Below are 13,753 nucleotides of genomic sequence, written 5' to 3' on the forward strand. Positions count from 1 at the left end.
TTATAAAAATCCGTACAATGATTAATCATAGTACGGATTTTTTACACGCTTCGTCAAAATACTCCGCTTTCCTTGGGCACGAACTCAACTTCCCAAAACTCACTACCGTTCGTTTTGCGTGATTTTCGGTTCGTGCTGTTCCCAAAGGAGTCTACGTATTTTGACTACGCTGAGTGACATCTCAACACAATGTACGTCTATTATACTTATAGTTCACCATTTGTCTAGCTCTTTACTATAAATCTTAGTCAAAAAGCTTCAATGCTTTTTGTGCTGCTTCTTGTTCGGCTTCTTTTTTGGTTCGTCCTTGTCCTTCGCCTTTTTCGTTCTCGCCAACAAATACTTTGGCTATAAATTTGCGGTTGTGTGCTGGGCCGATTTCATCGACAATCTCATACATCACTTGTTCACCTTGTTGCTGAACTTTTTCTTGAAGCTGTGTTTTATAATCCATCGCATGTGAAAAAGCACCAGGTTCAATCTTTGGAAAGATAAATTCTTTTAAAAATTGAATCACGGAATCAAAACCTTGATCTAGATAAATCGCACCAATTAATGCTTCAAAGGCATCTGCTAATAAAGATGGCCTCTCTCTCCCACCGGATTTCTCTTCACCTTTACCTAATAATAAATAATCATAGAGTTCTAATTCTTTGGCAAATTGCTCTAAAGAAGGTTCACACACAATGTTAGCTCTGAATTTAGTTAGTTCACCTTCTGACATGTTTTTATACTCACGGTAAAGGTATTGAGAGACGGCCAATTCTAATACAGCGTCACCTAAAAACTCTAATCGTTCATTATCTTCTAGGTTTTGATCGCGATGCTCATTCACATACGATGTATGCATAAATGCTTGTTTTAATAAATCAATCTGGTTAAATGAAAGATTTAACTGGTTTTGTAATTGATTAAAATCCATATAATTCACCTGTTCTATTGTCTTTATAAATGGTAATAGGGATGGTAATCGTACCATCCCCTTATATTTTGTGATATCAAATGTTATTGGTCGCTGTTTATGTAATCAACAGCATCCCCAACTGTTTGAATTTTCTCGGCATCTTCATCTGAGATTTCCATATCAAACTCATCTTCTAATTCCATTACTAATTCAACAACATCTAATGAGTCCGCTTCAAGATCATCTTTGAATGAAGCTTCTTTTGTCACCTTTGCCTCATCTACATCTAAACGTTCTACGATAATTTCTTTTACACGATTGAATACATCTGCCATTCCTTTCACCTCCCTTCAAAAAATTAAAAAACAGGGTATATTACATGACCATTCCGCCATCGACATGAATGGTTTGACCTGTAATGTAATCAGCATCACTGGATGCTAAAAAGCGTACAACACGAGCCACATCTTCAGGCTCTCCTAATCGGTTTAACGGAATCATATCATGCATACCTTCTTTGGCTTCATCTGATAACTCATCCGTCATATCAGTTGTGACAAACCCAGGAGCCACTGCATTGACATTAATGTTCCTGGCAGCTAATTCTTTTGCGACTGATTTTGTCATGCCAATAACGCCAGCTTTAGCTGCAACGTAGTTAGTCTGACCTGGATTTCCGGAGACACCTACAACTGATGCTAAATTAATAATTTTACCACCACGTTGTTTCATCATAGGACGAGTCACAGCCTTAACGCAATTAAAGACACCTTTTAGGTTCGTATCAATAACTTCGTCAAATTCGTCTTCTTTCATACGCATTAACAGGTTATCACGTGTTATGCCGGCGTTATTCACTAGTATATCAATAACTCCGAAATTTTCTGTTGCTTCTTTAACTAACGCTTTTACGTCATTAGCATCAGAAACATTTGCCTGTACAGCGATTGCCTGCTGTCCCATCTCTTCAATTTCCTTTACAACTGCATCGGCTTTATCTTTGCTACCTGCATAGTTAACAACCACATTTGCACCGTTTTTAGCTAATTCTAATGCAATCGCACGACCTATACCTCTGGATGCTCCTGTAACAATTGCTACTTTACCATTTAGCATGTTATTCCTCCTTTAGCTTTTCATAAAAAGCATCTAATGACTCGACTTCATTTAACGTAAATGTTTTAGCTCTACGATGAATTTTCTTAACTAAACCTGTCAATACTTTTCCACTTCCAATCTCAACAAAACCATCGACGTTGTCATTAAGCATGTTTTCGATTGTTTGTGTAAATTGCACTGGAGAATATAACTGTTCAATTAATAATTGTTTAATTTCTTCAGACTTTTGAACTGGTTTTGCTGTCACATTGGCATAAACAGGGACAGTTGCATCATGAATGGTTACTTGATCTAATTCTTGTTTAAAATCCTCACTCGCCGGCTTCATTAATTCGGAATGAAAAGGTCCGCTTACATTTAGAGGAATCACTCGTTTTGCACCTTGTTCTTTTAATTGATCAGACGCTTTATTCACACCATCTATAGTACCTGAAATGACAATTTGCCCAGGAGAATTATAGTTAGCGACATTAACAGGATCACCATTATTCGTAACTTCTTTTGTCACGGCATCAATTGTATCTCGTTCAACACCTAAAACAGCTGCCATCGTACCTTGTCCTGTAGGTACAGCCTTCTCCATAAATTGACCACGTTTATGTACCAGTTTAATTGCATCTTCAAAAGTAAGTGAACCGGCTGCATATAGCGCTGTATACTCACCTAAACTATGGCCCGCTACAACATTAGGCTCAATACCTTGATCTTTTAATAAGTTTAAAATCGCAACACTATTTAATAAAAGTGCAGGTTGGGCATTCTCAGTCTTTGTTAACTCGTCACTTGGGCCATTAAGCATTAAATCACTTAACTTATAGCCCAGCACATCATCAGCTTGATGATATAAAGCTTTAACGGATTCATACTGTTCGTAAAAGTCTTGCCCCATTCCTACATTTTGAGACCCTTGACCAGGGAAAAGAAATGCTAGTTTTTCCATTTTTAAGCCTCCCGCTCATTCATAGCTTTGACTTCTTTTTCAATTAAAGTCACAACATCTGCCTCAACTAGATGGTAAGTTTGCTTAATCGCATTAAATATAGCCCGATCATTTGAAGAACCATGCGCTTTAATCACAGGTGCACTTAAGCCAAATAAACCTGCACCACCATACTCTGAATAATCGAGTTGATCTTTTATACCTTTTAAATCGGACTTAACCATTGCGGCAGCTACTTTTGTTTTCATGTTTTTCATAAACGTATCTTTAATCATGGAAAACATTGTTAAAGCCGTACCTTCAATCGATTTAAGTGCGATGTTGCCTGAAAAACCATCAGTGACAACAACATCAGCTGCTCCTTCTAATAAATCACGAGCCTCAACATTACCAATAAAGTTAACAGGCGCTTGTTGTAATAATTGAAAAGCTTCTTTTACTAATTCTGACCCCTTTTGTTCTTCAGTACCCACATTTAAAAGACCAACACGAGGATTCTTAATTCCTCTAACATTCTCTACATAAATGGAACCCATAATCCCATATTGCATTAAGTGATGCGCTTTAGTTTCGACATTGGCACCTACATCTAGAAGTAAAAAACCGGTGCCGTCAACAGTAGGAAGTGTCGGGCTTAAAGCTGGTCGGTCGATTCCTTTAATACGACCTACTTTAAATAAACCGGTACTCATTAAGGCTCCTGTATTACCAGCTGATATACAGGCATCTGATTCACCGTTTTTAACAGATTCAGCCATTAATACCATAGAAGCATTCTTCTTCTTTCGCACAACTCTTGCCGGTTCATCTGTATTTTCGACTTTTTCAGTCGTATGATAAACCTTAATTCGAGGATGTTTTTCTAAATAAGGCTGAATCAGCTCTTCATTTCCATATAACGTAATTTCTAGATCTTCATAATGATCAACTGCCATTTTGGCTCCTTTAACGGCTGCCTCTGGAGCATGATCGCCCCCCATTGCGTCTATTGCTATTTTCATCGTTATGACTTCCTTTCTGTCGTACGGTACATGTGAAACTTACCTTCAAAAACGACTTCACTATTCACATAACTCTTGACTTCAACAACGGTACGCTTCTTATCGTGACCGACCACTGAGGCCTTAGCAATTACACGTTCACCCGCTTTAACTGGACGTGTAAAATAAATTTCGGCATTTGCTGTTAAAGCTAATTCATCGTTGATGACGGCAACAGCCAATGAGTTCGCTTGTGCAAATAAATGGTGTCCACGTGCAATCATATTACGAGAAAACACGTGCTCTTCTTTAATATCTAGAATCGAAATCGCTAGGTTATCTAACTCTAAATTAACGACCTCACCGATTACCTCATCGATAGGTAATGCTTTTAAGGTTTCATTCCAATTATTATTTGCAACATGTTTAATTCGCTCACGGAGTTCAGGAATGGAAAGTTCTAACCGATCTAAACGGATCGTTTGAATACTAACATCAAATGTTTTAGCTAATTCCTCATCCGTAATAAATGGCGTTTCTTCAATCATTTCTTTTAATTTTTCTTGTCGTTCTTTCTTTTTTAACTTCATACTTTACACCGTCCACTATTATGACTAGGTCCTAATAGTAATATATAATACGTTACGCATTCTTGCAATGCCTTTAATCAAAAATTCGATCTTGAATTTTTGGGTCTGATTCAATTAATTCTTTTAGCTTCGCGTATTCAGAATCTTGATTTAATAAATCTTGCTTTATGACCTCTACGGCATCACGCCGCGCGACTTCTAAAGCTCGGTAATCATCAACGATATTTGCTACTTTAAATTCAGGTAAACCACTTTGTTTTTTACCAAAAAAGTCTCCTGGACCCCGAATTTGCAAATCGTGTTCAGATAACGTAAAGCCATCAGTTGTCTCAGTCATGACTCGCATCCGTTCTTTTCCTGTATCACCTTTAGGGTCAGCTAATAAAATACAATAGCTTTGATCACTACCGCGCCCCACTCGACCTCTCAACTGGTGTAATTGAGCTAAACCAAAACGCTCCGCATCATAGATCACCATAAGCGTCGCATTTGGTACATTTACGCCAACTTCAACAACAGTTGTTGAGACGAGGACTTGAATGTCGTTAGACGCAAATTCACGCATGACGTCATCTTTTTCATCAGTACTTAATCTTCCGTGCATCAAACCAACTTGAATATCGTTTGGCAACACATCTTGTAATTCTTCATATACATCAACCGCGTTTTGGATATCAAGCTCGTCTGATTCTTCAATTAAAGGACAAATGATATATGCTTGATGACCTGCTTGAACTTCTTTAATGATGAATTGATGAACTCTCTCAATCATGTTTTCCTTAACCCAGTATGTCTCAACTGGCTGCCTTCCTTTAGGCATTTCATCAATAACAGATACATCCATATCTCCAAACGCTGTAATAGATAGCGTTCTTGGAATTGGTGTAGCAGTCATAAATAACACATCTGGATTTAACCCTTTATCGCGCAATGCTTTTCGTTGATTAACGCCAAAACGGTGCTGTTCATCCACGATGACTAACCCAAGTCGATTAAAAACTGTATCATCTTGTATTAGGGCGTGTGTGCCGACTACAAGGTCAACATCACCTTTTTTGATTCGCTCCAAACGTTCTTCACGTTTCTTACCTTTTATTGAACCGGTTAGTAATTCAATGTTTAAAATGCCATCAAATATTTCTTTTAATGATTCTTCGTGCTGCTCGGCCAAAATTTCAGTAGGCACCATTAGAGCCCCCTGTTGACCTGATAAGCAAGCGACATACAAGGCTATCGCAGCAACAACAGTTTTTCCTGACCCAACATCCCCTTGTAGCAATCGGTTCATACGGTTTACGCTTTTTAAATCGCTAAGAATTTCATTTAAGACTCGATTCTGACTATCGGTTAATTCGAAAGATAAACCTTTGATAAACTCATCGATTTTAGATTCATCAAATGTTTTGGGCATACCTTGCGTTTGCTTTTTATGATGTTCTTTAATCCATTGCATTTTAAGCTGAAAAATAAAAAGTTCTTCAAATATAAATCGACGTCTAGCGTGTTTTAAAGTTGTTTTGGATGTCGGTTGATGTAATTCTCTAACGGCCTGTGGTCTATTTGGTAATTTATATTCTGTTAAATACTTATCAGCCAACATCTCTTCAATCTCATCCACCGATGATTTAAGAGCGTAAGATACGAGCTTTTTAATTTGATTTGTCGTCAAGTTTCCCTTTGTATGATAGACAGGCTGAATCGTTTGTTCTTCGCTGAACGATTTAGGGTGAAATTTTTGAACTGTTATTTGCAAACGATGCATGTCCCATTTACCAGTTAGGGTAACCGTTTCTCCGCGTATTAATTGATCCTTTAAAAACGATTGATTAAAAAATACGGCTTTTATTGCTACAACGCCTACTTGGATTGTAACCGTTAATCGAGACTTTTTACGTCCGAAGAAACTTAAATTAGGTTCGGAAACAATTTCACCTTGTATGGTTGCTATTTCTTCATGGTTTAGTTCAGTTAGCGGTTTTACTTCAAAAAAGTCATAACGAAAAGGAAAGTGGAAGAGCAAATCTCCCACTTTCGTAATCCCTAACATCTCTAGTTGTTCTTTCGTTTTCTCCCCGACACTTGGAATATGATCGACTGGTTCTTTTATCAAAACAATCACTCATTTTCATTCTTTTTTCGGATATTACTCTGCGGCAGAGCCAAAGATTTTGGCCGCCAATGCTTTTCCAGTAGGTGTTGCAGCTAAACCACCTTCTGCTGTTTCTTTTAAGGTTGATGACATTTTCTCACCAATTTGATACATTGCACCAATAACTTCATCGCAAGGAATACGGCTTGTAACACCCGCTAATGCTAAATCAGCAGACACAATTGCTTGTGATGAACCCATCGCATTACGTTTAACACACGGAACTTCAACGAGTCCTGCTACTGGGTCGCAAACTAGACCTAACATATTCTTAAGCGTAATCGCCATGGCTTGTGCCGATTGCTCAGGTGTTCCTCCAGCCATCTCAACAGCCGCTGCACTCGCCATTCCTGCTGCAGAGCCAACTTCAGCCTGGCAACCACCAGCAGCACCTGAGATTGAAGCGTTATTCGCAATAACCTGACCAAACGCGCCTGCAGTAAAAAGAAAGCGTACCATTTGTTCACGAGTAGGGTTAAGGCGATCTTTTATACCGAATAAAACACCAGGAACACAACCAGCACTTCCAGCTGTAGGTGTCGCACAAATTGTCCCCATCGCAGCGTTCACTTCATTTGTTGAAACAGCTTTACTAACAACTTCTAACATTAAATCACCTGAAAGCGGTTGCTTTTCTTCGCGATATTTTTGGATTAATACAGCATCGCCACCCGTTAATCCAGACTTAGATTTCACACCTTGTAAGCCTTCTTCAACGGCATCTTCCATAACATCTAAGTTTCGTTCCATCTCGGCAAATATCTGTTCTCGAGTCTTTCCGCTTTCTTCAATTTCTTGCTCAATCATTACTTCTGAAATCGGTATATTTCTCTCTTCAGTTATTTTAATTAAGTCACTAACACTACGAAACACATTCCCACTTCCCTTCTTAATCAGCTATTGTGACCACTTGTAAAATATGATCACATGTCCCAAGTTGCTGCATGACTTCATCCGGGATCGGCTGATCGGTTTCAATGACCATCATGGCATCTTTGCCTTGTTCTTTTCGGACAACTTCCATATGACCAATATTAATCTCTTTTTCTGCTAATACTTTAGTAACCGATGCAATTGCACCATAACGATCATTGTGCATGACTAAAATCGCAGGTGACCCACCTGATAAACGTAATTCGAAACCATTTAGCTCCGTAATTTCAGCTTTTCCTCCACCGATTGATATACCTACGAGCTCAAATTCACCCTCTTGATCTCCTATATGAATACGAGCTGTATTCGGATGTTCTGAGGAACCTTCTTCTTCTATAAATTCTACTTTCATTCCGCATTCTTCAGCATAACGAAATGCATCTTTTATTCGATCATCAAATGTATCATAATCTAATAATCCACCAATGATAGCAACATCCGTCCCATGGCCTTTATACGTCTTAGCAAACGAACCATATAAATATATCTTAGCCCATTCCGGTTGGCGTCCAAACAACTGCCTAGCCATTTTCCCTATTCTAGCAGCTCCAGCTGTGTGCGAACTAGATGGACCAATCATAACGGGACCGATAATATCAAAGACCGATCTGAATTTCATCTAATACACCACCTTATTAACATTCTACTACTATTTTAAATGGAATTAGACTAAAAGCCAACAAGTATTAGCAAAACTTATTTGAACTTCGTTTGTATTTACCGTTATAATATGCTTTGGGTAACTACCCGGGCGGGCGAGGGCTAACAACAGAAGAAGGAGTTTAAATGAAACAATTAAATAACCAACAATGGCCAACCGAGGTTATAGCGGGAATCATTGGGTATTTAACAACCGTTTATATTGTCGCTGTTAACAGCTCTATCCTAGCTGAGGCAGGTATTGACCGTGAACAAGCGATGATTGCGACAATTCTAGCTAGCTTTATCGGAAGTGTACTTGTAGGTGTTTGGGCGAAGGTGCCGATCATTATTATTCCCGGTATGGGGGTAAACGTTCTTTTTACTTTTTCAATCGTTCAACAGTATAATTTCTCTTACGCCGAAGGGCTAGGAGTGGTTGTTGTATCGAGCATTATTTTCCTAATAACTGCTATAACACCTTTAGGTGAAAGCTTTAAACAGGCAGTGCCCGATTCGTTAAAACACGGAATTACAATTGGATTAGGGTTATTTTTAGTCCTAATCGGTTTAGAAAATGGCGGATTGATTGTAAGTGGTGATTATTCGATTATCACGCTTGGCGATTTTTCTTCACCCAATGTGATTGTCAGTTTGTTATCGTTAACGGTTGGAATCTTACTATTTGTTAAAAATGTTCCAGCTAATTTCTTAATAACAATGATTCTAGGAACTTGGTTCGCTTCTTTATTCGGTGTATTAAATACGGAAAGAGGAGCTACTTTAACGGTTGATGGTATTACGGATTTATTCGTCTTACCTGAGTTTGGCCATATTGGTCAGTTAGCATTTTGGATAGCTGTCTTACCTCTATCAATTGTACTAATTTTTGAAAGTATGGGGTTAATTCATGGACAGTTAAATATGCTCAATAAATCCGATGCTTTTAAGAAAACTAACCGCAGTAGTGCTACTTCTGCATTATTAAGTGGTTTTTTCGGAACATCACCAACAGTTCCAGCAGCAGAGACAGCTGCAGTGGTTGCTTCAAATGCCCGAACAGGAATAGCGAGTATTGTAGCAGGTATTTTGTTTTTGCTAACATTTTTCTTTATTCCGTATATATCGATGATTCCATCGATGGCCATTAGCCCAATTCTAATTATTGTTGGTGTTCTCATGATGCAGAACATTAAATATATTAAAATTGATGACCTAACGGAAGCATTCCCAACGTTTTTAATCATGTTTATGATTCCGTTCACTTATAGCATTGCTGATGGAATGGCATTTGGATTTATTGCTTATCCAATCATCAAAATTGCAACCCATCAAAAAGATCAACTTTCACCAATATTAATCATTATTTCAAGCTTATTCTTAATGGAATTTTTCATAAAAGCATTGATATAAGTTGGTATTGATGAAGCTTTGAGAAGCTCGCGCCGTGCCCGCGGAAAGCGTCCACCGAAAGTGAATCACAATAACAACAACGGAACATATAGAGTCATTAATAAAAAAGTTCAGTTTAAAGCGAAAAGGCTCTAAACTGAACTTTTTTTAGTGTATTAGATATATATTATTCCACTGAGAAAATGAATGAATAGATCGGTTGTTTTCCTTCTATGACTTCTACTTCAAGCTCGTCAAAATTTTCTTCTACAAATGCTTCAATTTGCTCAACTTCTTCACTTGTTCCATCTTCACCTTGTAAAATCGTTAAGATCTCATCCTCTTCATCATCAATCATTTGCTTCAATAATTCAAAGATGGTTTTCATTTTATCAGTATCAACTGACTGAATGCTGCCATCAAGAATACCCATAAAGTTACCTTCTTCGATCGTCTTACCATCAATTTGTGTATCTCTTACCGCATACGTCACTTGACCAGTTTTAACAAGGTCTAGTGATTCTGTCATTAGTTGATGGTTCTCTGACAAATCAACTTCTGGATTATAAGACAACATAGCTGTCATACCTTGTGGCACAGTTTTTGTTGGTACAACTTTTAACTCACAGTCGACTAAGTCTTCTGCCTGCTCTGCTGCCATAATGATATTTTTGTTATTTGGTAGCACTAACACATGATCTGCATTCGCTTGATTAACTGCCTCAACAATATCTTGAGTACTTGGATTCATCGTCTGACCGCCTTCAATAACAATATCTGCATTTAGGCTTTCAAACATCGTTTTAATCCCTTCACCCATCGCAACGGTCACAACAGCCATATGAGAACGTTTCTTTTCTTGCTTAGGCTCAGCCGCTGGGCGGTCCTCATCAACAATCGCAGAATGCTGCTCACGCATGTTTTCAATTTTTATGTTTATTAAACTACCATACCTCTGCCCAATGGTCATAACTTCACCTGGGTACTCGGTATGAATATGGACTTTTACGACTTCATCGTCAGAAACGACTAATAATGAATCCCCATGTTCACTTAGCTCTTCACGATACTGATCTTCATCAAATGGGTTTTCGTTCGTCTTTTCATTTTCAAACTTCACCATAAATTCTGTACAATAACCAAACTCAATATCTTCTGTCTTCATGAAATCTTGGTGCATTTTATGATGCTCAGCATTAACCATTTCATCTAAAGATGGTTGTGCACTTTGTTCAGGTAATTCTTCACCCTTTAAAGAAGCAATAAAACCTTCATATACTGTCACAAGGCCTTGTCCACCACTATCAACAACACCTACTTCTTTAAGAACCGGAAGTAGTTCTGGCGTATGATCTAATGACTTCTTAGCCTCTTCAAGAACGATTTCAAAAAACTCAGTAACAGATTCAGTTTGCTTTGCAGCTTGCTCCCCAGCTTTTGCTGCATCTTTAGCTACTGTCAAAATAGTTCCTTCAACAGGCTTCATAACCGCCTTATAAGCTGTATCAACACCTGATTGTAATGCTTCAGCCAAATCATTAATTTCTAGAGATTCTTTCTCTTGGACATTTTTAGAAAAACCACGGAATAATTGCGATAAGATAACCCCTGAGTTACCTCTAGCACCCATTAACAATCCTTTAGCTAAAGCGTTAGAAACTTCACCTACATGATTGGCTTTTACTTTTTTTACTTCTTCTGCACCAGAAGTCATCGTTAAATTCATGTTGGTTCCCGTATCACCATCTGGTACAGGGAATACATTTAAAGAATCAATCATATTTGCTTGATTAGATAAATGATGTGCGCCTAATAAAATCATTTGCGCAAATTGATCACCATTCAACATTCGATTAGACACTCTCTTTTCCTCCTTCATCCAAACACGATGTCTATTACGAAGTTACGCGAACTCCATGAATATAAATGTTCACTGTATTGACATCAAGTCCCATCATCTTTTTTAATGAATATTTCACTTGGTTTTGTACGTTATGAGCTACTTCAGATACTTTAGTACCATATCCAACAATAATATACATATCAATATCGATTTGATCTTCTTCGTGACGTACGACGACACCTTTAGTGAAGTTCTCTTTACCTAAGATCTCAGATAAACCATCTTTAAGTTGCTTGCGTGATGCCATACCTACAATACCATAACATTCAACGGCTGCACCACCTGCAATTGTAGAAATAACTTCTTTTGAGATTGAAACGGTACCATATTCATTACGTACTTCAATCGACATATCCATCCTCCTCGGTTCATGACTACGGTTATTTTACTATAAGCACAATAAAATGAAAAGTATAGCTTTCTGTCAAGTTAAAAAACTTGATATCACAAACATCCATTATTGAAAACCTTTTAACCATATGGTAAATTAGATAAGTAACGATATTAGAGATATTTTTTCTGAAAGCTAGGAGGGAATTATTGTGGCACGTAAATGTAAAGTAACTGGACGTAAAACGACTACTGGTAACAATCGTTCACACGCTATGAACGCTTCTAAGCGTAAATTTAAATCCAACGTACAAAAAGTACGTGTTATGGTAGATGGTAAACCTCAAAAAGTTTACGTATCTACTCGTGCACTTAAATCAGGTAAAGTTGAGCGTGCATAAATGATTAAAATGAACAAAAAAGCTACCTGTCATTTAGCAGGTAGCTTTTTTGTTATTTTTTAAATAGATTCATAATTCCGCGAACGAGCCCACCTAAAAACCTAGGAAGCTTTACTGTATAAAATCTCATCTTCCCCCTCCTATGCTACCCTTTCAATTACTAATGAAGACAATTAATCGCGACTCTTTATAACTAATAATATGCCAGAGTTAAAAAAATAAGTACCTTTTTTTTCAGACCATTCATTTGAAATCGTTAATGAAGAGCCCTGATTAATATCTTGATCTTCTAAAGTATAGCGAAATCCTTGAAGCGTTAAGCCATTCACCACTTCTGATAAGGGTAAAAAAGAAATATAAGGGTATGAGAGGTCTTTATTTAATTCATACTTTCCAGGATATTTTACAGTCATTTCATTCTGTGAATTAACCATCCAAGCATCTAAATGTTTTTCTGCAAACATCGTTAATAGTTGAACATTCACCCAAGCATGATCCAAACGTCCGCCTGTTGCTCCATAAATATAAACTGTCGTAGGCTTTAATTTGATCGCCTCTAGAAATGCTAATTCAAGATCAGTTTCATCTTTAATACTAGAAAACTGATTAATCGCTTTAGTATTTTGTTTAATAGATTCTAGACGATTGGGCTCAATTGAATCAAAATCTCCTGTTAGTAAGTCCGCTTGAATTCCTGACTCATATAAAACATTTGCCCCTTCATCGACACCAATCCAGTAATCGATGTGGTTAACCTTCTTTAGATCAGGTATGTCATGGACCGGACCAGCAGCAACAATTCCAACATTCATCTAACCACACCTATTTTAAGCTTGATTTAATATTTTTTATAGCGTCGCTTCGATTGTCCTGATTGAAAATCGCACTTCCAGCTACCAGAACTTCTGCACCAGCATCCACGCATTTTTTAGCCGTTTCTGCTTTAACTCCACCGTCGACTTCGATTTCGTAATGATAAAGATGTTTATCTTTTAGTTCTTTTAATGATTCAATTTTAGAAAGTGTTGAGTCAATAAACGATTGCCCTCCAAATCCTGGATTAACCGTCATGACTAATACTAGATCAACATCACCTAAAATAGGTTCAATTTGACTCACTGGTGTAGCTGGGTTAATGACGACGCCAGCTTTAACGCCTTCTGCTTTAATTTGTTGTACGACTCGATGCAAATGAGGACAAGCCTCTTGGTGAACACTAATAATATCGGCACCAGCTTCTGCAAAAGCTGAAACATAATGTTCTGGATTTTCAATCATTAAATGGACATCTAATGGTAAATCAGTGACTGGACGAATCGCATCCACAATTAATGGTCCGATTGTAATATTTGGCACAAAATGGCCGTCCATCACATCGACGTGAATGTAATCCGAATCGGCTTCAACGTCTTTAATTTCATCAGCTAATGTTGCGAAATTAGCAGAAAGAATGGAAGGTGCAATTTTTGTCAT

At 37.7% G+C, this 13,753-nt stretch carries 16 protein-coding genes; 2 read left to right on the forward strand and 14 right to left on the reverse strand.

Annotated elements, in window-relative coordinates:
- Window positions 1–244: 244 nt before the first annotated feature.
- From rnc to sdaAB, 9 genes are all read right to left on the reverse strand, one after another.
- Complete coding sequence (gene rnc, locus EDC24_RS04490; protein ID WP_124220092.1) at window positions 245–922, reverse strand: ribonuclease III; 678 nt, start codon at window positions 920–922, stop codon at window positions 245–247.
- Between the two features lie 83 nt (window positions 923–1,005).
- On the reverse strand, window positions 1,006–1,239 hold the full coding sequence (gene acpP / locus EDC24_RS04495; protein WP_124220093.1) for an acyl carrier protein: 234 nt from the start codon (window positions 1,237–1,239) through the stop codon (window positions 1,006–1,008).
- A 40-nt stretch (window positions 1,240–1,279) separates the two neighbouring features.
- Entirely contained in the window at window positions 1,280–2,020 is a 741-nt protein-coding gene (fabG, locus tag EDC24_RS04500) for a 3-oxoacyl-[acyl-carrier-protein] reductase (protein WP_124220095.1), read from the reverse strand.
- A 1-nt stretch (window position 2,021) separates the two neighbouring features.
- Window positions 2,022–2,963, reverse strand: a complete 942-nt coding sequence (gene fabD / locus EDC24_RS04505; RefSeq protein WP_124220096.1) for an ACP S-malonyltransferase — start codon at window positions 2,961–2,963, stop codon at window positions 2,022–2,024.
- A 2-nt stretch (window positions 2,964–2,965) separates the two neighbouring features.
- Window positions 2,966–3,964: a phosphate acyltransferase PlsX gene (gene plsX / locus EDC24_RS04510; RefSeq protein ID WP_124220098.1), complete on the reverse strand. Its 999-nt coding sequence runs from the start codon at window positions 3,962–3,964 to the stop codon at window positions 2,966–2,968.
- A 2-nt stretch (window positions 3,965–3,966) separates the two neighbouring features.
- A complete protein-coding gene (gene fapR, locus EDC24_RS04515) occupies window positions 3,967–4,533 on the reverse strand; it encodes a transcription factor FapR (protein WP_124220100.1) in 567 nt (188 codons plus the stop codon).
- 73 nt (window positions 4,534–4,606) lie between these two features.
- Window positions 4,607–6,643 (reverse strand): ATP-dependent DNA helicase RecG, encoded by a 2,037-nt coding sequence (gene recG, locus EDC24_RS04520; protein WP_124220101.1) that lies wholly within the window; start codon window positions 6,641–6,643, stop codon window positions 4,607–4,609.
- A gap of 33 nt (window positions 6,644–6,676) precedes the next feature.
- The gene (gene sdaAA, locus EDC24_RS04525; protein WP_124220103.1) at window positions 6,677–7,555 is read right to left on the reverse strand and encodes an L-serine ammonia-lyase, iron-sulfur-dependent, subunit alpha; all 879 of its coding nucleotides are present in this window, start codon (window positions 7,553–7,555) and stop codon (window positions 6,677–6,679) included.
- 16 nt (window positions 7,556–7,571) lie between these two features.
- Entirely contained in the window at window positions 7,572–8,234 is a 663-nt protein-coding gene (gene sdaAB / locus EDC24_RS04530) for an L-serine ammonia-lyase, iron-sulfur-dependent subunit beta (RefSeq protein WP_124220104.1), read from the reverse strand.
- A gap of 167 nt (window positions 8,235–8,401) precedes the next feature.
- Between sdaAB and EDC24_RS04535 the strand changes: the two genes are divergently transcribed.
- Window positions 8,402–9,667 carry an NCS2 family permease gene (locus EDC24_RS04535; RefSeq protein WP_124220106.1) on the forward strand — a complete coding sequence of 422 codons (1,266 nt, stop codon included), beginning with the start codon at window positions 8,402–8,404 and terminating at the stop codon, window positions 9,665–9,667.
- A 166-nt stretch (window positions 9,668–9,833) separates the two neighbouring features.
- Here the strand turns inward: EDC24_RS04535 and EDC24_RS04540 are convergent, their stop codons facing one another.
- Window positions 9,834–11,507, reverse strand: coding sequence for a DAK2 domain-containing protein (locus EDC24_RS04540; protein ID WP_211342335.1), 1,674 nt, complete (start codon window positions 11,505–11,507; stop codon window positions 9,834–9,836).
- 34 nt (window positions 11,508–11,541) lie between these two features.
- The gene (locus EDC24_RS04545) at window positions 11,542–11,901 is read right to left on the reverse strand and encodes an Asp23/Gls24 family envelope stress response protein (protein ID WP_124220108.1); all 360 of its coding nucleotides are present in this window, start codon (window positions 11,899–11,901) and stop codon (window positions 11,542–11,544) included.
- Between the two features lie 190 nt (window positions 11,902–12,091).
- Between EDC24_RS04545 and rpmB the strand changes: the two genes are divergently transcribed.
- A complete protein-coding gene (gene rpmB / locus EDC24_RS04550) occupies window positions 12,092–12,280 on the forward strand; it encodes a 50S ribosomal protein L28 (RefSeq protein ID WP_124220109.1) in 189 nt (62 codons plus the stop codon).
- A gap of 52 nt (window positions 12,281–12,332) precedes the next feature.
- Here the strand turns inward: rpmB and spoVM are convergent, their stop codons facing one another.
- Genes spoVM through rpe form a run of 3 tightly spaced genes read right to left on the reverse strand, consistent with a single transcriptional unit; the run spans window position 12,333 to window position 13,753 of the window.
- The gene (gene spoVM / locus EDC24_RS15470) at window positions 12,333–12,410 is read right to left on the reverse strand and encodes a stage V sporulation protein SpoVM (RefSeq protein ID WP_091772194.1); all 78 of its coding nucleotides are present in this window, start codon (window positions 12,408–12,410) and stop codon (window positions 12,333–12,335) included.
- Between the two features lie 43 nt (window positions 12,411–12,453).
- Window positions 12,454–13,092 (reverse strand): thiamine diphosphokinase, encoded by a 639-nt coding sequence (locus EDC24_RS04560; protein ID WP_124220111.1) that lies wholly within the window; start codon window positions 13,090–13,092, stop codon window positions 12,454–12,456.
- 10 nt (window positions 13,093–13,102) lie between these two features.
- A complete protein-coding gene (gene rpe / locus EDC24_RS04565) occupies window positions 13,103–13,753 on the reverse strand; it encodes a ribulose-phosphate 3-epimerase (protein ID WP_124220113.1) in 651 nt (216 codons plus the stop codon).

Source organism: Aquisalibacillus elongatus (assembly GCF_003843875.1).
In the GTDB taxonomy this organism is placed as follows: domain Bacteria; phylum Bacillota; class Bacilli; order Bacillales; family Alkalibacillaceae; genus Aquisalibacillus; species Aquisalibacillus elongatus.

Coding starts and splice junctions, on each gene's coding strand:
- rnc (WP_124220092.1), bottom strand. CDS start 922: ATGGATTTTAATCAATTACAAAACCAGTTAAATCTTTCATTTAACCAG.
- acpP (WP_124220093.1), bottom strand. CDS start 1,239: ATGGCAGATGTATTCAATCGTGTAAAAGAAATTATCGTAGAACGTTTA.
- fabG (WP_124220095.1), bottom strand. CDS start 2,020: ATGCTAAATGGTAAAGTAGCAATTGTTACAGGAGCATCCAGAGGTATA.
- fabD (WP_124220096.1), bottom strand. CDS start 2,963: ATGGAAAAACTAGCATTTCTTTTCCCTGGTCAAGGGTCTCAAAATGTA.
- plsX (WP_124220098.1), bottom strand. CDS start 3,964: ATGAAAATAGCAATAGACGCAATGGGGGGCGATCATGCTCCAGAGGCA.
- fapR (WP_124220100.1), bottom strand. CDS start 4,533: ATGAAGTTAAAAAAGAAAGAACGACAAGAAAAATTAAAAGAAATGATT.
- sdaAB (WP_124220104.1), bottom strand. CDS start 8,234: ATGAAATTCAGATCGGTCTTTGATATTATCGGTCCCGTTATGATTGGT.
- EDC24_RS04535 (WP_124220106.1), top strand. CDS start 8,402: ATGAAACAATTAAATAACCAACAATGGCCAACCGAGGTTATAGCGGGA.
- EDC24_RS04545 (WP_124220108.1), bottom strand. CDS start 11,901: ATGTCGATTGAAGTACGTAATGAATATGGTACCGTTTCAATCTCAAAA.
- spoVM (WP_091772194.1), bottom strand. CDS start 12,410: ATGAGATTTTATACAGTAAAGCTTCCTAGGTTTTTAGGTGGGCTCGTT.
- EDC24_RS04560 (WP_124220111.1), bottom strand. CDS start 13,092: ATGAATGTTGGAATTGTTGCTGCTGGTCCGGTCCATGACATACCTGAT.
- rpe (WP_124220113.1), bottom strand. CDS start 13,753: ATGACAAAAATTGCACCTTCCATTCTTTCTGCTAATTTCGCAACATTA.